Raw genomic sequence first — 25,328 nt, 5'->3', positions numbered from 1 at the left:
AGATCGCGGGGCTTTTTAATTGGGAAAGCATTATTTCCCGGCGATTAAGTTTGGAATTGTGGCGCGCAGTCTTTTTTCGCGAAGGAGTTGCATCCAGTGTTGGATGTCCCTGGAATCTATCATTGCGATCATCATCACGATCATCGCCCATTCGAAGACGGGAATGCTCATCGTGTATTCGATGCCGAGGTGAAGTCCAATTCCAGCCAGAAGAACCCAGTATCGTAATTCTTTAAACCAAACCAAAGTTCCAAGCGCGAATTCAACTATCAGTGTGGACCAAGTTAGAAGTTTGATGAAAAGGAGATTGTTTAACAAAGGCAATTCAAAGCGGACAAATTCATCGAGGCGCGTGGCTATATAGACAGCTGTGCCATCAACCCAGCGGTCGCCTTTAATTTTAAACATCACCGTTGCGATATAAATCACGCAGAACTGAATTTGGATTAGCCGTAAGGCCCAAGGGCTTTTCTCTGCAGGAATGTCTCCTACGAGACCTTTAGCGCGTTTTCTCCAATAGTCGACGGAGAAATAATCTCCGCAGTGGGTGAACATTAAGAAGAATAAAAAGACGCGCAAGACAGAGTCCGCGCTGTTGAGAATAAATCCATTGCGATGATGAAAGGAAACCATGGTGACAAAAGCCACGAAGATCGCGGTGCGTGTCCATGCTCCCACTGTCATCGCTAAGACGGCGATGAGATTCATCGTCGCCAAGACCATCACAGTTTTTGATGTATTCGGTAAATAGTCGAACAAAGAAAAGCGCAGTTGGTTTCCGTACTGCTGTGCTGTTGCGAGTGAGACAATTCCTTCAGGTCCATAAAGAGTGTCGAGATCACAATAGATCATCATCCAATTGAAGATCATCAGAAAGCCCATTCCAATACGCAACAGAGCGACACTGTAAACGGGTTGTGGTGCGAATAAAAAATCATGGAATGCTTTAAAGGCTGTTTTTAGCTTCATATCTCACCTTCTCGACCGTAGGGACGTAATAAAAAACGGGATCCATTTTATAGTAAGTACTGAGCGTGCCGTGCGGAATGAGGGGCGCTTCAGGAGGCGGGCGCACAACACTGGAGTAACGGTTAAAAATAATTTGTTTTAGAGCGCGGTGATGGCCATCGAGTTCTCGCAGTGCGATCTGGCGAGTGATATATTTTGAAATATCAAACCATGCGAGTTCATTTTGATTTGGCAGAAGAGTTTCCTGGCCAAAAAGTCGATAGCGGTCTCCGACAAGCACACGACGCATTCCTGTCATCAGCGTTTGGCGTGGGAGTGGCCACTGTTCAACGGTGCCATCTTCGAAGTGCAGTTCTGCCTGAATGAAAGCGTTCGTGTTCATCGGATTTGGAGCAAACATCGACCATGGTTGATAAAGCATTCCGAAGGCCTGATATCGTGAAATGAGTTTGATGAATCTTGCTCCAAGAGCACTTCGATCCGGTAAACCGTCGGTGATCATGATTCCGACATTCACTAAGAAGAACATTATAATGATAGTCTTTTGGAAGATTCCAAAAATTCGACGGCATTTGTCTGTTCTAAGAAATTTAAACACTAGAACCCCCTCGAAACTTATTGTTTGTGATTCATTTGGTCTGTGGTTCTTAACATAAATTTTTTCGGAACGTTCTTTACTGTTGTGAAACTAAGATGACATTTCCCGAATTATTTATTTCTTAGCAGCAACACGGGGTGATGATTAAAGCGGCAACCTAGCTGTGTTCCGTAATTGTTTGTGATGATCTCAATTGGCATTTTTCATTCGAGAAATCGTGTGAAAAGAAAAATAATTTGGCGGCAAAGAGAATAGATTGTGTGTTCCAACAGTTGTGAGGCTGTCAATTAAATGAATGAAACCATCAATTATTTAAAGTGCCAAACTTGTTTTGTGAGATTTAAAGATTTCCATCAAGGAACACAAAACAAGCAACAAACACAAAGGAGAATGCACATGACTGGGAAGTCAAGAAAGGTTGTTTTCTTGGCCGGAGTCACGTTGATGGCAAATTTCGCGCTCGCGAATAATCCTTCAGCGAACCCGGCTTGGAAAAATATCAACCAAAATAATCAGGCGGTAAATTCGAATACGAGAACCGTCGTCGATGTTCGTGGACAAGGGGGATTTATTAATCACAAACCCTCAGCTCAAAACACAGCTGAAGGTCGCTGCTTGATGAATAATGTCTGGGTTCAGTGCTCAGAAGCGAAGTTGAAATTCTTTGCTGGTAACAATGGCAATAGTGGAGTTGTTGGAAATGCCGGCATCGTCGGTAACAACGGTGTCGTAGGAAATAACGGCAACAATGGCGACAACGGGAACAACGGTGTTGCTGGAAGCGCTGGGATCGTTGGAAGTTCTGGACTTCTCGGTGTCACAGGGAATAACGGAAACAACGGTAACAATGGCGATAACGGAAATAACGGAGTTGTCGGAAACTCTGGCATTCTTGGAAGTGCCGGCGTTTTAGGAAACGTGGGCAACAACGGCAATAATGGTAACAATGGAAATAATGCCAATAATGGTAACAACGGTGTTGCGGCGTCCAGTGGTATTGTTGGAAATAACGGTATTGTTGGAAATAATGGCAACAACGGTAATAACGGAAATAATGGTAACAACACAAACAATGCTAACAATGGCAATAACGGTAACAACGGTGTTGCGGCGTCCAGTGGTATTGTTGGAAATAACGGTATTGTTGGAAATAATGGCAACAACGGTAATAACGGAAATAATGGTAACAACACAAACAATGCTAACAATGGCAATAACGGTAACAACGGTGTTGCAGCTTCCAGTGGTATTGTTGGAAATAACGGTATTGTAGGTAACAACGGTAATAACGGAAACAACGTTAATAACGGCAATAACGGAAACAACGGAAACAACGTTAATAACGGCAATAACGGTAATAACGGAAATAACGGTAATAACGGTAATAACGGAAACAACGTTAATAACGGTAATAACGGTAATAACGGAAACAACGTTAATAACGGCAATAACGGTAATAACGGAAACAACGTTAATAACGGAAACAACGGAAATAACGGAAATAACGGCAATAACGGCAATAACGGAAATAACGGAAATAACGGAAACAACGGAAACAACGGAAATAACGGAAACAACGGAAATAACGGAAATAACGGAAACAACGGAAACAACGGAAATAACGGAAATAACGGAAACAACGGTAACAACGGCAATAACGGAAATAACGGCAATAACGGAAATAACGGAAACAACGGTAATAACGGCAACAATGGTAATAACGGCAACAATGGTAATAACGGAAACAACGGGAACCACGGAACAACTGGTTTTACGACTGGATTCGAAACTACTACAGCCGGTGAAACGACTACTGCCGGCGAAACCACAACAGCTGGTGAAACAACAACGGCTGGTGAAACAACAACGGCTGGTGAAACAACCACTACAAGCTCAACTGGTTCTACAGCTGAAACCAGCACAACTGGTAAGTTTGAAGAAAAAGAAAAGAACGAACTTAAAGCTAAGTTGAAACCATTGTTCCACTTGAGCTTTGACTACGGTTCTTACATCGTGAACTTGACGCCTCAATTCAGAGACGTTGAACCGAAATCTTCATTCGTAAAATACGATTATAAACCAATGGCGTCTTCAGATGCTCTGATCTATGGCGACTACCGCGATGGTTTCCAAAAAACTGTTTACGGAAGTCTTGAAGTAGGTCTGGGTGCTCAGGTGCGCTTCTGGTTCGACAACGCAACGGGAGTTCTAGATCATTTCTGGGCTTACGTAGGCGTCTTGCCGATCATCGGAAAAGACACAGAGTCGACTCGTTACGTAAGCACACTCGACAAAGCTTACGCTATGGGCGGACGTTGGCAGGTACCTAAAGAAGCTTCTGACCTAGATCGTTGGGATACTGGCGACAGCATCACATACATGGGTCACGGCGGTATCATCTTCTCTGCTGGAGCAGGTATTGGTCCGGTAGGCGTTGGTGTTGCAAAATTGGCGACAGGTACATGGGAAACTTACGTAGAAAAAGTAGGATCTGATAGAGCTTACGTGAAGATGACTCGCGGTAAACTCGACAGTTTCTCTATGTTCACGAAAGTGGCGATCTTGAATCTTTCATTGAATGAATTCAAATATGCCGATGACGGATTCTCATTCTTGTTCGACTTGACGACAGAGACAGGTAGAAAAGCTTACGAAGATCTTATTCGTGGTAACGTTCTTGCGTCTGAAACTTTCGCAAGCAACAAACCTAGAAACTTCGTAGAAAAAGCACCGGTGTTGAAAGTGGAAACTTTCCGCAACGTATCTACGGGTAAAGTTGTCAGCAAGTCACTTGCAATTCCTATCATCTGGGACAAAACGTATAGCAAAGGTCGTGTCGCTTCCTTCACGACATCTGATATGCATATCGACCGCAACACGGCTCGCGTGCACTACGGTATCTTCTCAGATTCAGAGGACACTCGTTTCTGGTTCAAACATAAAGAAAAAGACTTTATGTTCTACGGAGCGAAATACTCAGTTGAAAACTGGGATACTAAAGCGCGTATGGACAGCATGTTCGGTACATACAGCTACTCATTCAAACACGAGTCTAGTAACGGCGATCGCCTCAGAAAAGGTATTCGTGAACTTGTTAAGAAAACAGGTTTGGATACTTTGATGGTGAGCGTGCCTGACAGAGACTTGGGTTACACAGGCATCGAGTTCAACGTGAACTTCAGTGATGAGAACACGATGAGATTGATGATGGCAGCTCAGCGTATGGGCCAAGATGAGTTTATCAACGTTTCGACAGATCAAATTTATGACTACTTCCGTTCAAGCAACGATCCATACGATCTTTGCATCTTGGATCGCGGTGGTCCTTGCGTGAACTCTGTCAACCGTGACACAGCAAATGCTGCAAGCAAAATGTACTACGCTCTAAGAACGATGTACAAAACAATGAACTCGGATCCAAGAGCGTTCGCTACAGCTTATGGTCAGTTCGGTGAAGGTATGGCGGAAAACCTCTTCACATTCAGAGCAGCCATGAAACTTGCAGGTTCTGGTGCGACTATTGACTACTTGATTGAAGGTACAACGATTTCAATGTACTTCCGCGAGTGGACAATCGACTCTAAAGGTCGTTGGGCGCCAGTTATGCAAAGTCCGTTGTATAAAGGACTTCCATTCAAGCCAGCAACTCGTCACTCACGAGTGCGCGGTATGATCATCGGTAACTCCGATGCGGGAAAAGTTCCGCATATGACGCCAGTGACTTTCTAATCTGATTGGAAAGCTCATAAAGCAAAGGCCACTGATTATTTCAGTGGCCTTTTTTTATTCTATTTTAACGACGTAACAGAGCGGCTAGAGTCCGTATTCGTAAATGAGGTTGTCGGTCATAAGATCACCGACCATAAATGCCAGGCGTCTCGCGTTGGCTTCCCACTCCTCAGGGGAACCTTTCGCCAACTGCCCTAAGATTTTTTGCATTGCCGTCCATTTATCGACAAATGAAGAGACGGACGATTTCATTGCCGGGCAATTCTTGAAATATTCAAGAAGGACAGGCAGCGCTTGTTCTTTTTCAAATGCACGAAGCATATCTAAAGAAAGCACATTGGTCGTGCCTTCCCAAATTGAAAACACTTGAGCATCACGAAGCAGACGGGGAAGTCCCGTGTCTTCGATGTAGCCTGCGCCGCCAAACATTTCAACCGCTTCGCTGGAAATTTGAATCGCTTTTTTTGCGGTGTAAAGTTTTAGAATCGGAGTCAGTGCTCTTAATAAAACTCTTTGTGAGGCCGAAATCTCGCCGACTTCCTCTTGTCCCAGAAGGTGAGAAACAAACATGCAAAACGCAAAACAGCGACGATAGTCTTCTTCAAGAGCTTTCAACGTTTCTCGGTGCAGAGGATGATCCATAAGAATCTTACCGAAGGCTTTGCGTTTTTTGGAATAGTCGGTTGCCAAATCCAAAGCACGACGCATGTGTCCGGTTGCGCAGATGGAATTGTAGATGCGCGTGATATTTAGAACACTTGCGATTTTTTTAATTCCTTCACCTTCACCGCCGATCATACGAGCCGGAGTCCCCTGAAGACTCAACTCCGCCGTCGGCAGGGCTTTGGTTCCAAGCTTGTCTTTCAGACGATGAATTTGAATATTATTGAGCTGTCCTTGCTTGTCGCGGAGTTCAAGATAAAAAAGGCTGAGCCCCTTGGAGCCGGCGGGGGCTCCATCAGGACGAGCCAGCGTTAAGGCCATTTGTGACGTTGTTGCTGAAGTGAACCACTTCGTTCCATGCAGCGAGTGTGTCGCTGAAAACAAGCTGGTTTCTTTAAAGGGATGAGCGTCTGTAGAAGTGCCGCTCACATCAGAGCCGCCAGTTCTTTCCGTCATCCATTGTCCGGCCGTCCAAAAGTTTTTTGGATCTTTGGATAAAAGGTGAGGCAGAGCTCTTTCTTTCAGGTCATTGCCAGCATAAATTTCCAGAGCGCGGGCCGCGCCGTCCGTCATTGCCAAAGGACAAGAAAAAATCGCCGAGCTTGGCGAATACAAATAAAGCAAAGCCATTTGATAGACACGAGAGAAGGCTCCGAACTTTCTTTCGTAAGCCGTGGCAACGATACCTTCTTCGGCGGCGACTTTTTCGAGTTGCTTCCAGCCGTTCGAAGTTTTGATGTCGTCAATACGACGACCCCAAGGATCGAAAGGAATATGTTGAGGTGGTTGAGCCTCGGCTTCTTGGGCCCATTGAAGCATGTCTGTGACGGCTCTTTCCCCGAGGTGATCGAGGTGGGGCAGAGCTTCCTTTTGTGCGTCAGGAGGGAGGACTTTTTTTAAAAACTTTTGCAGAGTTTCATCTGCACGATACGTGTTCGATAGGCTTGGGCCGTCTTGATAAAAGTTTTTCATACCCGATAGTTTAGGCTTTCAGAGGAAGGGGGACAAGAATATGTCAACTGCCTCGCCTTTTTTAAGAAAATTCTTGCCGTTTTGTAAGGGAGTGCCTATAAGAGCCCCTCATTTTAGAGGGAGGGGCCGTGGCCCGTATTTTATTAGCTATCAGCTTGATTGCTTTGGTGTCCTGTGGACTTAAATCTCAACCTGAGGTCGAGACGACAACTGGAACGGGAATTATGGGCGGGACTTTAGTTTCGGAAAAAGCTCCTTTGGCTTCCGGAATCGTAGGAATTTATGATCTCCAAGACAACGCGATCTGCACAGGTTCTCTTATTGCTGAAAATTTTGTTTTAACAGCCGCTCACTGCGTGCAAACAAAGCCTTCAAAATTGAAAGTCGTTTTCGGTGTGGACGTGGATGCCGCCATGGCGACTCGTGAACCTGACGTTCTTCAAGAAGTTGTTCGTAAAGTCGTTGATGTGAAATACCATGACTCTTACAAACCGGAAGAGCATGAAGAAAAGCAATCTGACTGGGGCGATATCGCTATCATCAAGTTCGCGGGAACTCTGCCAGCAGGTTACAAACCTGTGCAAATGCTTGCAGACTCAAATGTTCTTCGCCGTGGAACTGTTGTCACAGTTGCAGGTTACGGCGTGTCTCAAGTCGATGTTGAACCTATCGATCCGAAAAAAGTTAAAAACTTAGACGAAGCTTTGGAGTACGGCGAAGTCATGTGTGACGACAATCTTAAGAATTGCCTTAAAGTTGATATGTCAGGTGACGGCGTTCTTCGTGAAACAAAAGCTCCGATTTCATCTATTCAAATGAGCGAAGTTCGTTTGGATGAATCTAAAGGTCATGGCACATGTGCCGGTGATTCTGGCGGTCCAGCTTATATCGAGCAAAATGGACAATATTATCTTTTCGGTGTTACAAGTCGTGGCAGCCAGCTTTGCGATGGTGTTGGCGTTTACACGAATGCAGTCTACTATAAGACGTGGATTGCGGAAGTAATGCAGAAAATGAAATGATAAAACATATTGAGATCTGTGCGAGCTGCGCAAAAGGCTCGGCGACAGACCCTGGGTTTTCGTTGAAAGACTTCGTCGAAGCTGTTCAGCGGGAACTCTCCGAAAGAAAACCGGAAGTTCAATGGCAGGTCCAAACAACGTCCTGCCAACGGTTTTGTCCTCCGCAAAAAATCACTTTGATTGTTTCCAACAAACTGACAATGTCCCGTGACGCCACCGTTGAAAGTGTGGTGGAGGAAATCCTTCGCCGTGAAGGTTAAATTCTTTGAAAGCGTTTGAATGTCATCACGGCTCCTAAAATAAATACGGCAGCAAAGATGATATGCAAAACGTGATCAACGGTGCCGAACTCCAAAACTTTTGGAATGGCTTTCCAAAGATAGCGGTCCTCTACAATATTGCCGACATCGGGCAGGCCTTCGCGGCCTAGGGCAAAGCCCACAATTCCTAAGAGCCCATAGATCGTTCCGAAGACGTAACTAAACCTTTTAGCATTCGCAAGACTGTCAAAACCAAACCATAAAGCCAGGGCACCTGAGGCCACGTGGATGGCGTTATGTGTATAACTGAGGTGTGCGCCAAGAAGATTGTCGACAACAAAACCAACAAGTCCCGTGATCAGCAAAAGTACACCCATGATCACGCAGACTTCCTGGGAGTAATTTTTCTGAATTGGTACAAACGTTTTTGTGGGTTGGGCCTGATAGGTTTTTGTCGCCTCAGTAGGAAGTGGAGTTACATTAGAGGGAGGTGTTGTGGGTTTTCTCTGTTTTTCGAGTTCCATAAAAAGCTCCTTCTTTCATTAGAATTATGAGCCTTTGGAACGGCAAAATCATGCAGACGACAAAAGATGTGACAGAAAACAGCAAGAGGCTTGTTAAGCCTCTTGATAAAGTGGAATGAATTCAAACTTTGTCACGTCGACAAGACCTCGGTCTGTCAGCTTCAATGTCGGAATCACCGGAAGAGCTAAGAAAGCCATCTGAATAAAAGGTTCATCCAGTACGACTCCAAGCTTGCGGAATGCCTGCTTCAGATCTTCAATGCCGGTTTTTATTTCTTCAGCACTTTGCAAACTCAAAAGTCCTGCGATAGGCAGTTTCACAAGAGCTTGCACTTTCCCTTGATCGACAACAACGAAACCGCCGCCACAGTCGATAAGCGTGTTCGCCGCAAGAGCCATATCTTCGGCGTTTGTGCCAATCACCATAAGATTGTGTGAATCATGAGCTACAGAACTTGCCAAAGCGCCGCTCTTTAAACCAAGGCCTTTCACCAATCCTAAGCCCGGTGGTAAACCTTTGCCGTAACGCTCGATATTCGCCATATAAAGAACATCATTTTCTAAGAACTTTTGACCATCATAGCGAACAGTTAAGTGCTTTGTGATGATTTCATGAGGCACGATTTCAATCACATTGTAGCCACCCGCAGTGAGTTTGTACTGAAGATCTGCGGCAGTTAAAAGGGCACGCTTCATCGTGTTTTCTAAGGGCGGAAGAGATTTTTTTAATTTTTCTTGAACGTGATTTTCCAAAGAAAGTTCTGAAACAAGTTTTCCACCGATCATCACTTCTTGAATGTGGACTTGTTTTAGGTCTGAGATTAAAACTAAATCCGCTTTTTTACCCGGAGCGACCAGGCCTAAACGCTTTAAACCAAAGTGCTTGGCTGCGGAATAAGTCGCGAGGCGATAAGCCACATGCACCGGAACATTGTGCTTATTAATGAGTTCGCGGATTAAAAAATTAATGTGACCTTCATGCGCGATTTCAAAAGGATTACGATCATCCGTGCAAAGAAGACATTGCGCAGACGAAAAATCGTTTACTAAAGGCGCGAGCGTTTTTAAATTTTTTGCGACACTGCCTTCACGAATGATAAGGCCCATTCCTTTTTGCAGTTTTTCTCGCCCTTCTTCGATCGTCACGGTTTCGTGACAGTTTTGAATTCCAGCCAGAAGGTAGGCATTCAAAGCTTTACCTCTTAACAGGGGCGCATGGCCGTCGAGGTTCAGGTCGTCAAAGGCTTCAATTTTCGCGAGCACTTCTTTATTCGCATGGATCACGCCTGGGAAATTCATCATTTCAGCTAGACCCAAAACGGAAGGATGGTCCCTGTGCGTTTTCATTTCTTCTAAAGGAAAATCACTTCCTGTTGTTTCAAAACCGGGAAGAGCGGGTACGCAAGATGACATTTGTACAAAAAGATTTTGGTGCATGAGTTCAGAACTTCTTAAAAACCACTCAAAACCTTTTCCCCCCAGAACATTTGTGATTTCGTGCGGATCACAGATGGCTGTGGTTGTGCCTAAAGGCAAAGTCGCTTTTTCAAATTCAAACGGCGACATCATTGAAGATTCAATGTGCAAGTGTCCGTCAATAAAACCCGGTGTCACGAAAAGACCTTGGCCGTCGTAAACGCGTTTTGCAGGACTTCCAAGATATTCAAGACCAACGCCAACGATGAATTCTCCACCAATAGCAATGGCCGTGGGATAGGTTTCTCCGGTGATCACATCCAGCATTTGGACATTGGTGATAAGCATATCAAGTTCTGCGTCACCACGGGCTTGAGCCAGGCGCTCTGGCAATTCTCGAGAAGAAATTTTTTGAGTTTTCTTTTTTGCCAAAGAAGTGGCCATGGATATTCCTTTATGTTGAAGCTTCGTTGCTTCTACCAAAGATCTGATCTTTTGTTCTTAAAATTTGCGCAATGATGCTAAAGGCGATTTCAACCGGAGAGTTGCCACCAAAGTCTTCACCCATCGGGCAATAAAACTTTTCAATCACGTCTTCAGGGATGCCGGCTTGTTTCAGATCGTTGCGCAGACGTAAATACTTTTGATGACTTCCGACGTTCCCAACATAGCTGAAACGATCACGGTGTTTCATCGTTTCAATTAGAACTGGTAAATCCGTGCCGTGTCCCATCGTCATCAGTGTGACAAAAGATCTCTCGGGAAGTTTTGTTACTTCGCCTGCCATATCCTCTGTGCAAAGAGTCGTGAGCTTGGAAGACGTTGGAAGTTTGTCCAGCCATTCACGGCGCGGATCAAAACAAGAGACCTTGCAGTCGAGCTTTAAAAGTAGGCGAACGAATTCTTGGGCAATGTGGCCTGCGCCAAACACGGCGACGTGAAAGGGGTGCTCTTGTTCAAAGAGTTCAAAAAAGAAACTCACCACTCCACCGCAAGTCATACCGATGTCTTTTTGTAAGTTCCAATCGGTAAATAAGTAACGCGTTTTTTCTGTGATCATTTTTTTGGCTTCTTGAATGGCGCGGTTTTCAACCTTGCCGCCGCCGACGGTTCCGTATTCAAGGCCGTCAGCGCTGATGATCGCGCGGGCTCCAACCTCTTGCGGGGAAGAGCCGATTTGTTTTACCAAAGTGACAACAACAAAAGTTTTTCCCTTTTTCTGAAGGGCCGACATTGCGCCTAGAAAATCTTCGAAATTTCCTTTACTCATAGCGAGCTAGCTCCATTAAAAGTTCTTCGGGTGTTGCCGGAGATTTAATATTTGGAATTTTTGACGTCTTGTATTTCAAAGCATCTTTCAAGGCCGTCCATACGCTGATTCCCAATAAGAACGGTGGTTCACCGACGGCTTTCGAGCGGTGGACATTCTGACGGTTTTCGTGATTCTCAATAAATTCGATATTGAAAACGCGAGGGGTGTCTTGAATGTTGGGGATTTTGTAAGTCGTTGGAGAGTGACTTAAAAGTCTTCCGTCTTTGTTATAGAAAAGTTTTTCGGATGTCACCCAACCCATGCCTTGTACGAAGGCACCGGTGACCTGGCCGCGATCAATGCCAGGATTTAATGGACGTCCCAGATCCATGAGAATATCTGTTCTTAAAACTTTGTATTCTCCGGTCCATGTATCAAGTTGCACTTCGCTTAAGGCCACACCGTTTGTGAAATAGCTAAAAGGCGTTCCCATGCTGCGCGCTTTGTCGAAACCAAGACCTTCCGTTTTAAAGTGAGCGTATTCTCCTAAGGACATGCGATTTAAATAAGCCTTCTTTACAAGATCTGCCCACGGCAGTGTTTGGCCTGATGGCAAGTGTTTGACCTGCCCGTGATTGAAATCAAAATCTTCAAGGCGAAGAAGTTTTTCGTCAACAGGTGGACACTCGGCAATATCGTTCATCGGTGTGCCCGCGATAATATTTTGAAACAGCCACGCCAGGCGTTTTTTAATTTCTAGGCTGGCTTTCAAAGCCGCTGAACCGTTGATATCAGAACCGCTCGACGCCGCTGTGGGCGAAGTGTTGTGATTTTTCTCCGTGGAGGTCGCCATCACTTTGACATCGGGAGCTGGAATCCCGAAAGCGTGAGCCACGATTTGTTGAATCTTGGTGTTTACCCCCTGACCCATCTCCGTTGCACCCGTTGAAACTTGCACAGTTCCATCTTTATGCACATTCACCAAAGAATTTCCCTGATTTAGGAAGCGAGCTGTGAAGGCGATACCAAACTTTGTCGCCGTCATTGAAAGACCGCGGACCTTGCCATTATTAAGCGAATTGAATTTTTCGATCTCTTCACGGCGTTTAAGATAGTCGCTGTCGTTTTTCAAACGAGTGAAAAGCTCTGGCAAGGGATTGTGATCCAATTTTTGGCCGTAGTGAGTGACATTGTTTTTCTCTTGGCCATAGCAGTTGCGCTCACGCACTGTCAGTGCATCTATTTTTAAATGTTTTGCGATGTCCTCAATAAGACTTTCAATGGTCATTGTGCCTTGAGGGCCGCCGAAGCCGCGGAATGCGGTGTTCGAGTGCATATTTGTGCGAACGACAAAGCCTTCAATGTGAGCATTGGGAAGATAATAGGCGCCATCAATATGAAACATCGCTCGATCTAGAATAGAACTTGAAAGATCGGCATAAGCACCACCATCAGCATAGAGCTGGGCTTTGAGACCCAAGATGCGACCTTCATTATCGAAACCGATTTCATAGAAATTCTTAAACGGATGGCGTTTTCCGGTCATCACCATGTCGTCGTCTTTTGAAAGGCAAAGGCGAGCAGGGCGTTGCATTTTTTGTGCAACTAAAGCTGCCATTGCTGCAAACGGAGCCGCCTGACTTTCTTTGCCGCCGAAACCTCCACCCATGCGTTTGACGATGCAAACGACTTCATGCAGTTGAAGACCCAAAGCTTCTGCAACCACGTGTTGAGTTTCACTGGGATGTTGAGAGCTTGAGTGAATTTCCACTTGGCCATCTTCAAGCGGGTAGGCGATACAGGCTTGTGACTCCATGTAGAAGTGCTCTTGGCCGCCACACTCGAAAAATCCTTGAAGGCGATGCGGAGATTTTCTAAGAGCATCTTCAACATTACCGCATGCGAAAGCATTGGCCTTGTAAATAAACTGCTGCTTTTCGATGGCCTCATCAATAGTCAAAATCGCAGGCGATTTTTCGATTTCAAATTTCACTAAAGGTTTTGCGCGCAGCAAAGCATCCATGGATGTTCCGACTAAAATCACAGCGGGCTCATCATAGTAACCGATTTTTTGATCTACCAGGATGGGCTGCTCCGGAACAATGGTTCCCCACATGTTGTGATGCAAGTCTTTGGCTGTGAAAGCCGCTAAAACTCCGGGAGCTTTGATAGCGGCTTCCGTATCGACTTTCTTTAAAGTTCCGGCTGCGGCGGGAACACCGATGGGTAAAACGAAAACTTCTTTTTGTGTCAAAGTGCGATCGTCAATAAAAACGCTGCCGCCAGTAACGTGGCCACGAGATGAATCATGGGGGATATTTTGACCTATGGACATGCAGCGGCCTCTTCACGAAGTTCAACAAAACATTTATGGAAAAGATTTTCGGCGACTTGCAGACGATAGTCTTCTGTCGCACGCAGATCAGAAATCGGTTTGATATGTTGACGAGCTTCCATTCCCGCGTTTTTGAAAACTCGTTCGGTGAACTGAGCCCCTTGCAAAGTTTTTTCAATCTGCGGTAAACGCACTACCGTGGGGCCCACGCCACCTAAAGCAATGCGCGCTTCTTGAATGCTGTTGTTTTCAATTTTTAAAGCTGCCGCAAAAGTCACTGCCGAAATATCGAGGTCTTTACGAAGGGAAACTTTATAAAACTTCGTGCGCCAAGTTTTTGGCAGATGAGGAATCAAAATTCCAATGGCCATTTCTTCCGGCAAAAGATCAAAAGACTTATATCCTTTATAGAACGCTGTCAGAGGAACAACTCTGTGACCCTTGGCTGATTGGAGGTGAACTTCTGCATTCAAAGCCAAAAGGCCCGGAATGCTGTCACCAATGGGAGAACCGTTAAGCACATTGCCGATCAACGTCCCCTGGTTTTTGATTTGCGGGGAAGCAAAGACACGCATCAAGCGACTGAGTTCAGGATGAGATTCTTCGGCGAAGTTTTCAAATTCCGTCAAAGAAATTTTTGCGCCAACCCAAAGGCCTTTGTCCGTTGTTTCAAGCTTTGCCAGTTCGGGAATGCGATTGACGACTAAGACCTGATCTAAAAAGGATTTTCCTTTGTTGTGAAGGACTCCTAAGTCTGTGGCACCTGAAACCAAACGCACTTGCGGAGTTTGCTCCTTAATACGCAAAGCCTCATTTAAATTTTTTGGAGCGGAGACTTTCTTTTGAGTTCCTTGAATTTCGATCGCATCGTCTGCGATTTTTTGAAATGAACTTTTAGAGGCGCTTGTGTTGTATCTGTCGCTTAGCGGCTGCCATTTTTTTAAATCCATGTGCAATGCAGAATTAAGAATCGGCTCATAACCCGTGCAGCGGCAAAGATTTCCAGTCAGATGATTGCGCGCTTTTTTCTCTGTGATCGGAGTTTTTTTCTGGACGCAATTTTCTGCAAGTCCTGAAAGGGCGCAAACCATTCCCGGCGTGCAGTAACCGCATTGGCCTCCATGAAATTCGCGCATCTTGCTTTGCACTTCACTGAGCTCTTCCTCCATGGCGAGGCCTTCCACCGTGACAACTGAAGCCAGGTCGAAAAGATAAACGGGGGCGATGCAGGAGTTCAAAGTTTGAAAGGCGGACCAAGATCCCTCATTCCAACGCGCCACAAGAGACGTGCAGGCTCCGCAGTCACCTTCAGCGCAGACGACTTTTGTCCCCGGAAGAAGAGCATGATAGCGAAGATATTGCGCCAAAGGCAGAAAAGCTTCGTCGCCGCCAATGGTGTGTTCGACACCGTTGATAAGAAGATGGATTTGATTACGAATTGTTGATTGCGCCATTTAAAATTGCTCTCACAAAATGACAGTCAATACAAGATTTATTCAGTGTGAGGCGGCAAAAGCGCGGTGGGTTCTTACCAACTCTCGTCGGAAAAGGAACGCAGCCGGAACGTCTTTGATATGTCTTTCATCCGTTGGCTTGCTTCTCTTAGTGGGTTGGCTCTTCATAGAGGGCAAGAACAACTCGCAACAAGGAGAAAGCGATGAAAAAGTTAGCTGTGATTTTGGCGTTAAGTCTAGCGGGCGTCTTTGCCCATGCAGAGTCCGCAGATTCTCAAACTCAAGGAGATGCATCCATCAATGGCCGCGCCTGGGCGTGCGGGCTTGCTTTTAAGGGTACTTCCAAAGGACTTAAAGTTATCGTGGGCCATTTTTCAACCGTGGCTTACGGAACTTTGACGTGCAAAGGCCTTGTGAATAAGCATTACAGTCAAAACGTTAAGATCACCATTGGCCATCACTGGTTGGGTCCCACAGTGGGAGCTGGTTACTTCAAACTTGCCGGTGTGTCTTCAGAAATCAGTTTATTTAATTCATCACCTAGCGTGATTCTTGGTAAGTACAAAGTAGCTCAAGGTGAAGCGGCTATTATTGGCGGTGTCGGAGCTTTCACGGCGGTGAAAGTTGGATTGCCGCAGTTGGCGTTTAACATTTCGCTACAACTGCTTAAAGGTGTTGGTGTTCAAGTGGGCATTGATAAATTAAGAATTGAAGCCGTAGATTAGTGGAGCCTGCTAAGTTGAGAGGAAAGCCCTTCAGCATTTGAAGGGCTTTTTTATTTTCTATTGTTTCTTCACGTAAGCGTTGATACGTCGGCCTGGAGCTAAAGAGCTCGTCACGGTCACGCTCGTACCTTGAGAAAGATCATCCGTCGTTTTATTTTCAAAATCGATATTGAAGTTGATGCTGCGAGAGCGATTACTTGGGCAGCTAAAGACACCTTGGAAGGTTTTGCCGCTAGCAAGAATGATATCCTCCCAGAAAAGGCTTGGGCTGAGCGAGTAGGTGCCGTTGCAGACTTCATCGCCGTGGCCGTCAGGATAAGTTCTTTGCAGTTCAAATTCTTTGGTATTTACAACGCGAAAGTTTAAATAAACGCGTTGGAATCCCGCTTTCGCTTCCACTTTGTAGCGTCCTACCAGATTGCCTGGCGTGATCTCCGCAGCAAAAGCTTGAGTGCAGGTGAATAGTATTAGGGCTGTTGATAATAGATATTTCATTTTTCCTCCGTATTAGTGGAGGAAGTTTTATACAGGAATAAAGACCAGACAAAATAAAACCCAAAACTGTGGGGTTTTACATAGTCGCAGTTCACTTGCATTGAGGGAGCAAGTTCCTTGCAATTGCATTAGGAAAGACGAGGAACTTTTGTGACAATAAATCTCAGACTGAGAGATATTGTTATTTCTCGGTAAAGAACTTGTAATGGGAAGCTTATTTAGCATATATTTCTGGTGTGAACAGAGTGTTTCGATCCTTTATTTTTCTAACGCTTGTTGTATCCCTGGCTTCGGTTCTGGTCGGAAATGCACTCTCCTTTCATCTTCATCAAGAAAAAACTTCGGTCGAAGTTTCATTACAAACTGAATGGCATGATTCGGCGACAAATTGCGAACACCAAGATGTGGACCCTTGCGCAACGGGGCATTGTCACTTAGGACATTGTGCAATTTTATTGTCATCTGAAGACACGGGTTTAGCGTCGCCTTTGATTTTAGGTTCCCTTTATACTCAAAAAAATAAGAATCTTTTAGACCGCTCGATCGACGGTCCATTTCAGCCTCCCAAGCACACCGCTTAGTTTTCCGCGAATTTAATTTAAATAAAAATTTAAAAGGTGTGACCTATGTCTTATTTAAGATTAGTTCCACTGGCTCTTTTTGTTTCGTCCATGGCATGGGCGAAAACAGAGGCCTGTGGCAATGTAACGACTTATCAACAAATTATCGCGTGCGCCGAATCGCGTTCTCCTGAAGTTTTACGTGCAGAATCCATGGTGAATGCGAAAAGAGCTGCTACTGGCGCCGCAACTCAGCTTTTGAATCCTGAACTTAGTGTCGATAGTGTAAAAGATGAAACGGATGTCTCTTTGGCATTTCCGATTGAGCTTGGCGGGAAACGCAAAGGGCGTAAGGAAGTGGCAGAGGGTGAAGCTGGCCGGGCGGAGCAAGAGTTGTTCTTAGCCAAAGCTCAAGTGCGTAAACAGACTCTTTTAAAGCTTTTGCGTCTTCGTCAGTTTTATTCCGAACAAGGTTTAATGGAAGAATCGCTAGAAACATTCACGAAACTAGTGAAGCAGTATGAGTCCCGACCGCTGCGATCTCCAGAGCAAGAGGTGACTTTGACGGTTTTTAGAGTCGCTAAAGGAGATTATGGATTTAAGAAAATGGAATACGATGAAGAGCTGGCGAGCTTAGAATCGTATTTCCAAATCAACACCGGATTAAGCCTTGAGGTGATTAAAAAAACTCTTCCAACGACAAGCGCAAAATGGCCGGTTCTTGAGAATCACAATGCTGATCTGAAATCGTCGCCGCTTTTAGCTCTTTATGATTCGGAAATTCGTATTGCTCAGGGTGAATTGACGAAAGCGCGCGGAGATGCTTGGCCCACAATGAGCATCGGTCCGTCAGCGAAGTTTACAAAAGAAGATGGGAAAAATACGGAACATTATGGTGTGAATTTAAGCATGCCTTTGCCGGTTTTAAGCCTGAATGGTGGGAACAAGGCGACGGCCAATGCTCTTTTACAGTCAGCAGAGACTCGCAAGAACTTAGCTCTTCAGGAACTGCAGGCAGAAAAAGATCGACTTCTAAAAATCTATCGGCGCTCCGTGAAAGCTTTAGAAGAAACACCGACGGGAAAAGTGCTCGATAAAAATCACCAGCGTATGGAAAGTCTTTTTGCTCGTGGAGTGGTGCCAAGCTCCCTGGTGATTGAGGCGCATCGTTCCTTGGTGGATTTTGAAAAGACCCGCAGTGAAAGGGAAACAAAAGCCGCGGAAGCTTATTTAGATTTGCGCATTCTTCAGGGCGAATCGGTGGAGTTAAATTTATGAAAAAAATCTTAATTATTGTATTTTGCGTAGCTATTTATGGATGGACCGCCGTTGCTAGTGAAGGTCACGATCACGAAGAGAGTCATGAGCATGGTGGTGACGAGTCCGAAGAAAATGGCAGCGTAGGACCTGATAAAGGAATTACGTCTTTTGACGAGCATGACGGATTTAAACTTTCTCCGGAAGCTCTTAAGAACTTTGAACTTAAAACGGTGGCTTTAAAAGGGGCGGTCTCTTGGGAAATTCCTGCCAGTGCCGTTTTATATTCCGGCGAAGAAGTGAATCTCTATCGAGTGCGCGAAGGCTTTTACAAGCGCATTGATTTTGACACAATTTCGAAAAACGGTTCTCAAGTAAAAATCAAATCAAAGGACTTGCAAGCTGGCGATGAGGTCGTTGTGCAAGGAGTTGGCTTTTTAAGAACCGCCGAAATCGTAGCATCAGGCGGTGCTCCTGAGGGGCACAGCCACTAAGGATATTTATGATTAACAAAATAATTCATTTTTCAGTTTATAATCGCGCCTTGGTTTTGCTTTTCACGGGAATATTGGCATTGGCCGGAGTTTATTCTTTTCAACACCTGCCCATTGATGCTGTTCCTGATATCACAAACAACCAAGTGCAAGTGAACACGACAATCGAAGGCCTGGCGCCAGAAGAGATTGAACGCACGATCACCTTTCCCGTGGAATCCTCCATGCGCGGAATTGCTGGTGTGACCGAAGTACGCTCCATCACTCGTTTTGGTCTTTCGCAGGTCACGGTGGTTTTTAAAGATACCGTTGATATTTATCGCGCAAGACAAATGGTGACGGAACGTCTGCAAGGAGTGTTGCCGGAGCTTCCGAAAGGGGCGGAGGCAAAGCTTGGACCTGTTTCAACGGGACTGGGTGAAATTTATCAATACACTTTGGATTTTAAGAAACCTGCGCAAAATCCCGAAGCCCGCTTAAAACAAATGATGGAGATTAAGGCTCTTCAAGATTGGTTTGTGAAGCCGCGCCTTTTGACAGTCGAAGGTGTCGCAGAAATCAACACCACAGGGGGATTTGAAAAGCAATTCCACGTTCAACCCGATGTCAAAAAAATGGCTTCTTACGGAATTCATTTCGAAGAAATCGTAGAGGCTTTAGAGAAGGTCAATAAAAACGTCGGTGGCGGATATATCGCGCAGACGGCAGAACAATTTCTTGTGCAAGGAATTGGACTTTTTAAATCGGCAGCAGATATTGAAAAGGTTTCAGTCAAACAACTGGATTCTTTTCGTATTGTGAAAGTGGGCGATATTGCCAAAGTGCGATTGGGTAAAGAACTGCGCACGGGAGCTGCGACCTTAAACGGTCAAGAGACTGTTCTGGGAACTGTGATGATGCTCTTGGGAGAAAACAGCCGGACGGTTTCAACACGTGTTCAAGGCAAGATCGAAGAAATAAAAAAGACTTTGCCTGAAGATATCGAGATGACAACGGTCTATAACAGATCGGATTTGGTTAATGCGACACTGGGTACGGTTGAGCACAATCTTTTGATGGGGGCGACACTGGTTATTGTCGTGTTGTTCCTGCTTATTGGAAATATTCGTGCCGCAGTCATCACTGCGATTACGATTCCTCTGTCCTTGCTGGCAACCTTTTTAGTGATGAAACCTTTGGGTCTTTCCGGAAACCTGATGAGCTTAGGAGCTCTTGATTTTGGTATCATCGTCGACGGTACCGTGATCTTGATTGATAACTGCGTGCGCTTCGTTCACAAAAAGAGCAAAGAGTTTGGACGGGCATTAACCAAAGAAGAGGTTCAGAATGCCGTTTATGAAGCAGCCGTTGAAGTGCGTGTCGCTGCGGGCTTTGGCGAACTGATTGTTATTGTGGTGTTCCTGCCGATCTTTGCGCTTGTAGGTGTTGAAGGAAAAATGTTTACACCTATGGCAGCGACATTTGCGATTGCTGTGGCGTCGGCCTTGGTTCTGTCTTTTACAACAGCGCCAGCGCTGGCTTCATTAATCTTGTCCGGAAACGTGAAGGACAAAGAACCGCGCTTTATGGAGTGGATCAGAAAGGCTTACCAACCTCTGCTTGAAATCACTTTTAAACACAAGACGGCGACACTGTCAGTGGCGGTGATTTCAGTTTTAATTGGCGCTGTGCTTTTCGCCAAACGCGGGGCGGAGTTTTTACCGCAACTCAGTGAAGGTTCTTACGCCTTTCATATGATTCGTCCTGTGAATATCAGCTTGGATCAATCCATGGCCTTCCAATTGAAGGCCGATAAAATTATCAAAGAATTTCCTGAAGTCGAAAATGTCTTTTCGCGCATCGGAACCAGCGAGGTCGCAACAGATCCTATGGGTGTGAATATCTCTGATACTTACATCATGTTGAAAGATCGTTCTGAGTGGCCGAAATCCTATGAAGGAAAAAAGCACACTTATGAGTCTTTGGTAAAAACTTTGATCGCCCGTTTAGAAAAAGAATTGCCAGGCCAAAATTATTTGGCGTCACAGCCAATTCAAATGCGTTTCAATGAATTGCTTGAAGGAACAAGGGCCGATGTTTCTGTGAAAGTTTTTGGCCCTGATTTGCAGGCCAATATGGATCTGGCAAAGAAAGTTCAAGAAGTGGTAGCGCAAGTTCCAGGAGCTGGAGACGTTGAAGTGGACTTAGCGGGAACCAGTCCTGTCTTGCGGGTTGAACCCAAAGAAGAAGCCATTCAAAAATATGGCGCTGATATCTCTGAAGTTCTAAGTACAATTTCAATTGCTCTTGGAGGACAAGAAGCTGGGTACCTTTATGAGAATGAAAGAAAGTATCCGATTGTTGTTCGACTCAGTGATGAAGAGCGCTCGGATCTGGCGACGATTCGTGCTTTGCCGGTGGGATTGGGTTCTAATTCGACAACGGCTTTGTCGAACCTTGCGACTTCCAAATTTGCAGAAACGTTTGGTTCCATCAATCGTGAAGATTCCAACCGTCGTTCGGCGGTGTTGATCAATCTGCGCGGTCGCGATACAGAAAGTTTTGTAAACGAAGCGCAAGAAGCGGTTGAAAAAGCCATTGAACTGCCTCAAGGATATTATCTGCAATGGGGAGGGAATTTTAAAAACCTTCAAGAGGCGCGCAACCGTTTATTGCTTCTGACCCCTGTGGCTTTGATTCTGGTTCTTTTAATGATCTATGCTGCGTTTAAAAGTCTGGGTCAGACGATGTTGATTTTCTCCTGCATTCCGTTTGCATTAGTCGGGGGCGTGGTCGGGCTGATTGCCAATGGATTGCCATTTAGTATCTCCGCAGGTGTCGGGTTTATTGCTCTTTCTGGAATTGCGGTTTTAAATGGCGTTGTTTTGGTGAACTATTTTAATCAGCTTAAGCTTGAAGGAAAAACTGGTAAAGAGCTTGTGATCGAAGGAACACTCATCCGTCTTCGTCCCGTTTTGATGACGGCCCTTGTGGCTATTTTTGGTTTTTTACCAATGATGCTCTCAACGGGGATTGGAGCTGAGGTGCAAAGGCCTCTGGCTTCTGTGGTGATCGGTGGGATTGTGTCTTCAACGCTTTTGACGTTGATCGTGTTACCAACTCTTTACGCGATATTTGAAAACAAATTTAAAGTGCGCGTAGCTCACTAATGTCGTGATATGAGACAGAGATGCCTTGCCGGAGTTTCCGTCGGCGAGGCATTTCATTTTGAGAAAGTGTTGATTATGACGGTGAGTGTATAAACCTCTGACGGTGATAGACAATTTAGGGCACTTTGCGAGAGGCCCTCTTTTTGCTTTGTGTATTTGTATGACAAAACAAAACTGTCTCAATAAAAGTTTTAAAATTGTTCCAATGGTTGTCTGCTCACTGATTGCGATGGCAGAGGTGGGAAGTGCGAGATACAGTTGTCCTGAAGGTATGGCGCAATCTACGGTGTATTTTGTGCCGCACATTAAGGACTACTGCTCTTCCGCAACACCTTGTGCAAAATTTAAAAGACAAGTGAGAATGCAAGGTTCAGGAACTCTTCCTGGAAATAAGCTTTTAACTTATACAGGCAAGACAGTGGATCTGGGATCTTGCGAAACGGCGTTTGGAGCGAGCGGTAACTGCCTGATTCCTTATATCTCGGTCGCAGCGGATCCTAGATTTTATAGTATGGGTGATATCATTGATATGCCCGCTTTAAAAGGCAAAGTGATGACGTTGCCGAATGGAAAAACTTTCGTTCATCCTGGATATTTTATCGTGCAAGACACGGGGGGCGCGATCAAAGGTAAAGGCCGCTTTGACTTCTTTACAGGTTCTTTGAGTATGAAAGATCCAAAGAATACGTTCGGTGCGAAGGGTGATCCGGAGCTTCCATTTTTGGATAAAGATGCCTGCACGAACACAAAACGTTTCACGGTGGTGCGCAGAAGTTCATTTAGCTATCAACAGAAACTCTTGGCGATTGAAGATGCTTTAAGAGGCTCTTCCTCTTCTCCCAAAGTTATGGTGGCTTCTGTCTTCGGAGGGGCGAAATAATGAAGGCTTCTTTAGTGACACTCCTCGTGATGATCGGACTTTTGACTATGGGATTTACATCCAAAGCGAAGGCCGAGATTGATATGTCAGAGCCTCCGTTTTGGATGCCGTCTTACGAAGAATTCAATGACCTGCAACCTGCGCAAAAAGATTTTTATTTGGAAAAATTCATGCCTTTAGCGGCGAAGGTGCCAGGCCTGGAGAAACTTTCCAAAGAAAAAATGAAAGATGCGACAGAGTGGTTTCAAACTTGGAACAGTGTGCGCAGAAAGCTTTATGAGGCCTGTCAGGATTCTTCGATACATGCAACCTGCGAAGAAATTGCCGATGTTCGCATTGACGCTTTAAATATGTTTGCCAACCAAAAGCAGGAAAATCGTTTGGCCGACCGAGAGGCCGCTAAAGAAAAAGAAAAGAAGAAAAAGAAATAACGTCTTAAATCTTTTGCGGAAATTTGGTGATTCTAACGACACCCGTTCCGCGAATGTCTTCCAGACTTTCTAAAGAACCTAAAGCAGCAATACATTTCCGTGCTTCTTCCGTGGCGCTCCAGCCGTGTTCGACTTGATCGCGTAAAAGCACATAAGCGTGAGAGCCGGGTTTCAGAGCATTTATCAGACCTTTAAACAGACTTTTAAAATCGGAATCCATAAAAAAGCGACAGCGGTTTTTAAACTCAGACGGAGAGAGCTTTCCCTGGCCTAAGTGAAAATAAGGGGGATTGCAAACGATCACATCAAACTTATTCTCCCACGCTGCAGAAGCAAGCACGTTATAGTTTTGATTGATGAAGTTTAACTCCGCTCCGATGTCTCCCAGTCTTTCGACATTGGTAGTAAAGTGGGAAGCGTAGATGTCTTGCACCTCCAAGAAATCAAAAGCTGCAAAAGTTTTATTTGCTTCTTTGTAGCAATGAAAAAGAAGATCCAAACCGATCACGCCACAGCCGGAACAAAGATCAAGTCCTCGCCAAGTGGAAATATCTTCATCGCGAATCAATTCATAAACCCGACGAGCTAAAAAAACCGAATCATGGGAAAAACGATAATCCTCGGGCTGAGAATAATTCAGAGTGAAGTGAGGATTGATCGATGACATGTTCTATTTACGCAGCGTTTGAGGGAAAAAGGCAATCACTGCCACGGTGAGCAAACACATAACTCCATCAAAAATACTTCGTATTTGAGCCGAGACTGGGGATAGTGACCGGAATTTTGAGTTCTTCTTCGATTTTTTTTCGAAGTTCATCGGCAGCGATAGGTTCCCCATGCACTAAGAAAATCCGTTGCGGTTTTTGAGGAGCACTTGCCAACCACTGTAAAAGTTCTGTTTGATCTGCATGGGCGGAAAAGGCATCCGATGTTTCGACTTGTGCCGCTATGTTTACATAACTGCCATGGACCTTAATAGCCGTTTGATTATTGGCCAAACTCCAGCCTCTGGTCCCAAGAGTCTGAAAACCGGCGAGCAAAATAATATTTTGAGGATGGGGACCAAATGCTTTGAGATGATGTAAGACTCGTCCACCGGTAAGCATGCCACTGGCCGCGATGATCACCATGGGGCCGCGTTTTTCATTAAGGGTTTTGGATTCTTCAGAAGTACGGACAAAGTGAATTTGGGCAAGATAAGTATCAAATTCCCCGTCGTGCAGCTTTTGGAAATCATGATACTTCTTGTAGAGTTCGGACACTTCCACTCCCATCGGTGAGTTGAAGTAGATCGGCATTTCAATTGGAATACGACCTTTGCGTTTGAGTTCGATAATTTCGAAGATAAGATTTTGGGACCTGCCCACCGCAAACGCGGGAATTAAAAGAACACCTTTGTTATGCCAAGCGCGAAGAATTAATTTTTGTAAGAGATCTTGTGTTGAGACTTTACTATGAATGCGATCTCCATAGGTAGATTCCATGATGATGTAGTCGCATTTCTCCGGCGCTTCGGGAGGAAACATCAATGGATCGTCATAACGTCCAAGATCTCCCGAAAATAAGAACTTAGCCTCTTTATCCCAAATGTAAACGGAAGACGCGCCAAGAATATGGCCACTGGATTTAAATTGAAAAGAAAACGAACTCATTGTTTTCGTTTCATTGAAAGGAACAGGCTGTAGCAAGGGCAATACTCTTTTTGCGTCGTCAAGATCATAAAGAGGCTCTGCCGGATGATGTTTGGAAAATCCTTTTTTATTGGCATACGCCGCATCTTCCATCTGAATTTTGGCGGCATCAAGCAAGATAATTTGCGTGAGTTCCGCAGTGGGAGGCGTGCAGTAGATCGGGCCTTTAAATCCTCTCTTTACTAACAGAGGAAGATAGCCACAATGATCCAAATGGGCGTGTGTCAGCAGGACGGCAGAAATTTTTTGCACATCGACAGGAAATTTATCCCAATTTAAAAGGCGCAATTGTTTTACACCTTGATATAAACCACAATCGACAAGAATTTGTTCGGCATGATTAGAGACCAAAAACTTCGAACCAGTCACGGTGCCTACACCGCCAAGAAAAGAGATTTCCATCTTTTTACTATTCTGCATTGGTCTTCTAAACTCAATACACCGGCGGGTGG

20 protein-coding genes are annotated in these 25,328 nt (G+C 45.0%); 9 read left to right on the top strand and 11 right to left on the bottom strand.

Annotation, left to right across the window (positions count from 1 at the left end):
- Positions 1 to 30 precede the first annotated feature (30 nt).
- Positions 31 to 969 carry an HTTM domain-containing protein gene (locus ACLSSO_RS13800; protein ID WP_295904100.1) on the bottom strand — a complete coding sequence of 313 codons (939 nt, stop codon included), beginning with the start codon at positions 967 to 969 and terminating at the stop codon, positions 31 to 33.
- On the bottom strand, positions 947 to 1,567 hold the full coding sequence (locus ACLSSO_RS13795; RefSeq protein WP_295904101.1) for a hypothetical protein: 621 nt from the start codon (positions 1,565 to 1,567) through the stop codon (positions 947 to 949). The genes ACLSSO_RS13800 and ACLSSO_RS13795 overlap by 23 nt, the downstream gene beginning before the upstream one ends.
- Before the next feature lie 396 nt (positions 1,568 to 1,963).
- On the opposite strand from ACLSSO_RS13795, the gene ACLSSO_RS13790 reads away from it, so the two are divergent.
- Entirely contained in the window at positions 1,964 to 5,296 is a 3,333-nt protein-coding gene (locus tag ACLSSO_RS13790) for a hypothetical protein (protein WP_413943167.1), read from the top strand.
- A gap of 84 nt (positions 5,297 to 5,380) precedes the next feature.
- Here the strand turns inward: ACLSSO_RS13790 and ACLSSO_RS13785 are convergent, their stop codons facing one another.
- Positions 5,381 to 6,931 carry an acyl-CoA dehydrogenase family protein gene (locus ACLSSO_RS13785; protein ID WP_295905780.1) on the bottom strand — a complete coding sequence of 517 codons (1,551 nt, stop codon included), beginning with the start codon at positions 6,929 to 6,931 and terminating at the stop codon, positions 5,381 to 5,383.
- Between the two features lie 128 nt (positions 6,932 to 7,059).
- Here ACLSSO_RS13785 and ACLSSO_RS13780 point away from each other — a divergent pair, with 128 nt between their 5' ends.
- Positions 7,060 to 7,953: a S1 family peptidase gene (locus ACLSSO_RS13780; protein ID WP_295905781.1), complete on the top strand. Its 894-nt coding sequence runs from the start codon at positions 7,060 to 7,062 to the stop codon at positions 7,951 to 7,953.
- On the top strand, positions 7,950 to 8,213 hold the full coding sequence (locus ACLSSO_RS13775) for a hypothetical protein (RefSeq protein ID WP_413943166.1): 264 nt from the start codon (positions 7,950 to 7,952) through the stop codon (positions 8,211 to 8,213). The genes ACLSSO_RS13780 and ACLSSO_RS13775 overlap by 4 nt, the downstream gene beginning before the upstream one ends.
- On the opposite strand, the gene ACLSSO_RS13770 is transcribed toward ACLSSO_RS13775, so the two are convergent.
- The 5 genes from ACLSSO_RS13770 to ACLSSO_RS13750 all read right to left on the bottom strand — a co-directional run bounded on the left by ACLSSO_RS13770 (position 8,210) and on the right by ACLSSO_RS13750 (position 15,194).
- Entirely contained in the window at positions 8,210 to 8,737 is a 528-nt protein-coding gene (locus tag ACLSSO_RS13770) for a hypothetical protein (RefSeq protein WP_413943165.1), read from the bottom strand. The genes ACLSSO_RS13775 and ACLSSO_RS13770 overlap by 4 nt on opposite strands.
- A gap of 93 nt (positions 8,738 to 8,830) precedes the next feature.
- On the bottom strand, positions 8,831 to 10,597 hold the full coding sequence (gene adeD / locus ACLSSO_RS13765; protein WP_413943164.1) for an adenine deaminase: 1,767 nt from the start codon (positions 10,595 to 10,597) through the stop codon (positions 8,831 to 8,833).
- Positions 10,598 to 10,607: 10 nt separating this feature from the next.
- Positions 10,608 to 11,423: an XdhC family protein gene (locus ACLSSO_RS13760; RefSeq protein WP_413943163.1), complete on the bottom strand. Its 816-nt coding sequence runs from the start codon at positions 11,421 to 11,423 to the stop codon at positions 10,608 to 10,610.
- The gene (gene xdhB, locus ACLSSO_RS13755) at positions 11,416 to 13,740 is read right to left on the bottom strand and encodes a xanthine dehydrogenase molybdopterin binding subunit (RefSeq protein ID WP_413943162.1); all 2,325 of its coding nucleotides are present in this window, start codon (positions 13,738 to 13,740) and stop codon (positions 11,416 to 11,418) included. The genes ACLSSO_RS13760 and xdhB overlap by 8 nt, the downstream gene beginning before the upstream one ends.
- Positions 13,731 to 15,194 (bottom strand): xanthine dehydrogenase small subunit, encoded by a 1,464-nt coding sequence (locus ACLSSO_RS13750; protein ID WP_413943161.1) that lies wholly within the window; start codon positions 15,192 to 15,194, stop codon positions 13,731 to 13,733. Before ACLSSO_RS13750 ends, xdhB begins: the two co-directional genes overlap by 10 nt.
- A gap of 203 nt (positions 15,195 to 15,397) precedes the next feature.
- On the opposite strand from ACLSSO_RS13750, the gene ACLSSO_RS13745 reads away from it, so the two are divergent.
- Positions 15,398 to 15,919, top strand: a complete 522-nt coding sequence (locus tag ACLSSO_RS13745) for a hypothetical protein (RefSeq protein ID WP_295903307.1) — start codon at positions 15,398 to 15,400, stop codon at positions 15,917 to 15,919.
- 57 nt (positions 15,920 to 15,976) lie between these two features.
- Here the strand turns inward: ACLSSO_RS13745 and ACLSSO_RS13740 are convergent, their stop codons facing one another.
- Positions 15,977 to 16,414, bottom strand: a complete 438-nt coding sequence (locus ACLSSO_RS13740) for a hypothetical protein (RefSeq protein ID WP_295903305.1) — start codon at positions 16,412 to 16,414, stop codon at positions 15,977 to 15,979.
- A gap of 626 nt (positions 16,415 to 17,040) precedes the next feature.
- Between ACLSSO_RS13740 and ACLSSO_RS13735 the strand changes: the two genes are divergently transcribed.
- From ACLSSO_RS13735 to ACLSSO_RS13715, 5 genes are all read left to right on the top strand, one after another.
- The gene (locus tag ACLSSO_RS13735) at positions 17,041 to 18,252 is read left to right on the top strand and encodes a TolC family protein (protein ID WP_413943160.1); all 1,212 of its coding nucleotides are present in this window, start codon (positions 17,041 to 17,043) and stop codon (positions 18,250 to 18,252) included.
- Entirely contained in the window at positions 18,249 to 18,725 is a 477-nt protein-coding gene (locus ACLSSO_RS13730) for a hypothetical protein (protein WP_413943159.1), read from the top strand. Before ACLSSO_RS13735 ends, ACLSSO_RS13730 begins: the two co-directional genes overlap by 4 nt.
- A gap of 8 nt (positions 18,726 to 18,733) precedes the next feature.
- Positions 18,734 to 21,874 carry an efflux RND transporter permease subunit gene (locus ACLSSO_RS13725; protein WP_413943158.1) on the top strand — a complete coding sequence of 1,047 codons (3,141 nt, stop codon included), beginning with the start codon at positions 18,734 to 18,736 and terminating at the stop codon, positions 21,872 to 21,874.
- A gap of 160 nt (positions 21,875 to 22,034) precedes the next feature.
- Positions 22,035 to 22,754: a 3D domain-containing protein gene (locus ACLSSO_RS13720; RefSeq protein WP_413943157.1), complete on the top strand. Its 720-nt coding sequence runs from the start codon at positions 22,035 to 22,037 to the stop codon at positions 22,752 to 22,754.
- Complete coding sequence (locus ACLSSO_RS13715) at positions 22,754 to 23,185, top strand: hypothetical protein (RefSeq protein ID WP_413943156.1); 432 nt, start codon at positions 22,754 to 22,756, stop codon at positions 23,183 to 23,185. The genes ACLSSO_RS13720 and ACLSSO_RS13715 overlap by 1 nt, the downstream gene beginning before the upstream one ends.
- A gap of 4 nt (positions 23,186 to 23,189) precedes the next feature.
- Here ACLSSO_RS13715 and ACLSSO_RS13710 read toward each other — a convergent pair whose 3' ends face one another.
- Together ACLSSO_RS13710 and ACLSSO_RS13705 are read right to left on the bottom strand one after the other, a co-directional pair.
- A complete protein-coding gene (locus ACLSSO_RS13710) occupies positions 23,190 to 23,852 on the bottom strand; it encodes a methyltransferase (protein WP_413943155.1) in 663 nt (220 codons plus the stop codon).
- Between the two features lie 67 nt (positions 23,853 to 23,919).
- A complete protein-coding gene (locus ACLSSO_RS13705) occupies positions 23,920 to 25,296 on the bottom strand; it encodes an MBL fold metallo-hydrolase RNA specificity domain-containing protein (RefSeq protein WP_413943154.1) in 1,377 nt (458 codons plus the stop codon).
- Positions 25,297 to 25,328: the final 32 nt, after the last annotated feature.

Source organism: Bdellovibrio sp. HCB-162 (assembly GCF_047344985.1).
In the GTDB taxonomy this organism is placed as follows: Bacteria; Bdellovibrionota; Bdellovibrionia; order Bdellovibrionales; family Bdellovibrionaceae; genus Bdellovibrio.
This window is presented reverse-complemented; position numbering and strand designations above follow the sequence as displayed.

Excerpts from the sequence above, each read along its gene's own strand:
- ACLSSO_RS13800 (WP_295904100.1), bottom strand. The coding sequence starts at position 969 with ATGAAGCTAAAAACAGCCTTTAAAGCATTCCATGATTTTTTATTCGCA.
- ACLSSO_RS13790 (WP_413943167.1), top strand. The coding sequence starts at position 1,964 with ATGACTGGGAAGTCAAGAAAGGTTGTTTTCTTGGCCGGAGTCACGTTG.
- ACLSSO_RS13785 (WP_295905780.1), bottom strand. The coding sequence starts at position 6,931 with ATGAAAAACTTTTATCAAGACGGCCCAAGCCTATCGAACACGTATCGT.
- ACLSSO_RS13775 (WP_413943166.1), top strand. The coding sequence starts at position 7,950 with ATGATAAAACATATTGAGATCTGTGCGAGCTGCGCAAAAGGCTCGGCG.
- ACLSSO_RS13770 (WP_413943165.1), bottom strand. The coding sequence starts at position 8,737 with ATGGAACTCGAAAAACAGAGAAAACCCACAACACCTCCCTCTAATGTA.
- adeD (WP_413943164.1), bottom strand. The coding sequence starts at position 10,597 with ATGGCCACTTCTTTGGCAAAAAAGAAAACTCAAAAAATTTCTTCTCGA.
- ACLSSO_RS13760 (WP_413943163.1), bottom strand. The coding sequence starts at position 11,423 with ATGAGTAAAGGAAATTTCGAAGATTTTCTAGGCGCAATGTCGGCCCTT.
- xdhB (WP_413943162.1), bottom strand. The coding sequence starts at position 13,740 with ATGTCCATAGGTCAAAATATCCCCCATGATTCATCTCGTGGCCACGTT.
- ACLSSO_RS13750 (WP_413943161.1), bottom strand. The coding sequence starts at position 15,194 with ATGGCGCAATCAACAATTCGTAATCAAATCCATCTTCTTATCAACGGT.
- ACLSSO_RS13745 (WP_295903307.1), top strand. The coding sequence starts at position 15,398 with ATGAAAAAGTTAGCTGTGATTTTGGCGTTAAGTCTAGCGGGCGTCTTT.
- ACLSSO_RS13740 (WP_295903305.1), bottom strand. The coding sequence starts at position 16,414 with ATGAAATATCTATTATCAACAGCCCTAATACTATTCACCTGCACTCAA.
- ACLSSO_RS13735 (WP_413943160.1), top strand. The coding sequence starts at position 17,041 with ATGTCTTATTTAAGATTAGTTCCACTGGCTCTTTTTGTTTCGTCCATG.
- ACLSSO_RS13730 (WP_413943159.1), top strand. The coding sequence starts at position 18,249 with ATGAAAAAAATCTTAATTATTGTATTTTGCGTAGCTATTTATGGATGG.
- ACLSSO_RS13725 (WP_413943158.1), top strand. The coding sequence starts at position 18,734 with ATGATTAACAAAATAATTCATTTTTCAGTTTATAATCGCGCCTTGGTT.
- ACLSSO_RS13720 (WP_413943157.1), top strand. The coding sequence starts at position 22,035 with ATGACAAAACAAAACTGTCTCAATAAAAGTTTTAAAATTGTTCCAATG.
- ACLSSO_RS13715 (WP_413943156.1), top strand. The coding sequence starts at position 22,754 with ATGAAGGCTTCTTTAGTGACACTCCTCGTGATGATCGGACTTTTGACT.
- ACLSSO_RS13710 (WP_413943155.1), bottom strand. The coding sequence starts at position 23,852 with ATGTCATCGATCAATCCTCACTTCACTCTGAATTATTCTCAGCCCGAG.
- ACLSSO_RS13705 (WP_413943154.1), bottom strand. The coding sequence starts at position 25,296 with ATGCAGAATAGTAAAAAGATGGAAATCTCTTTTCTTGGCGGTGTAGGC.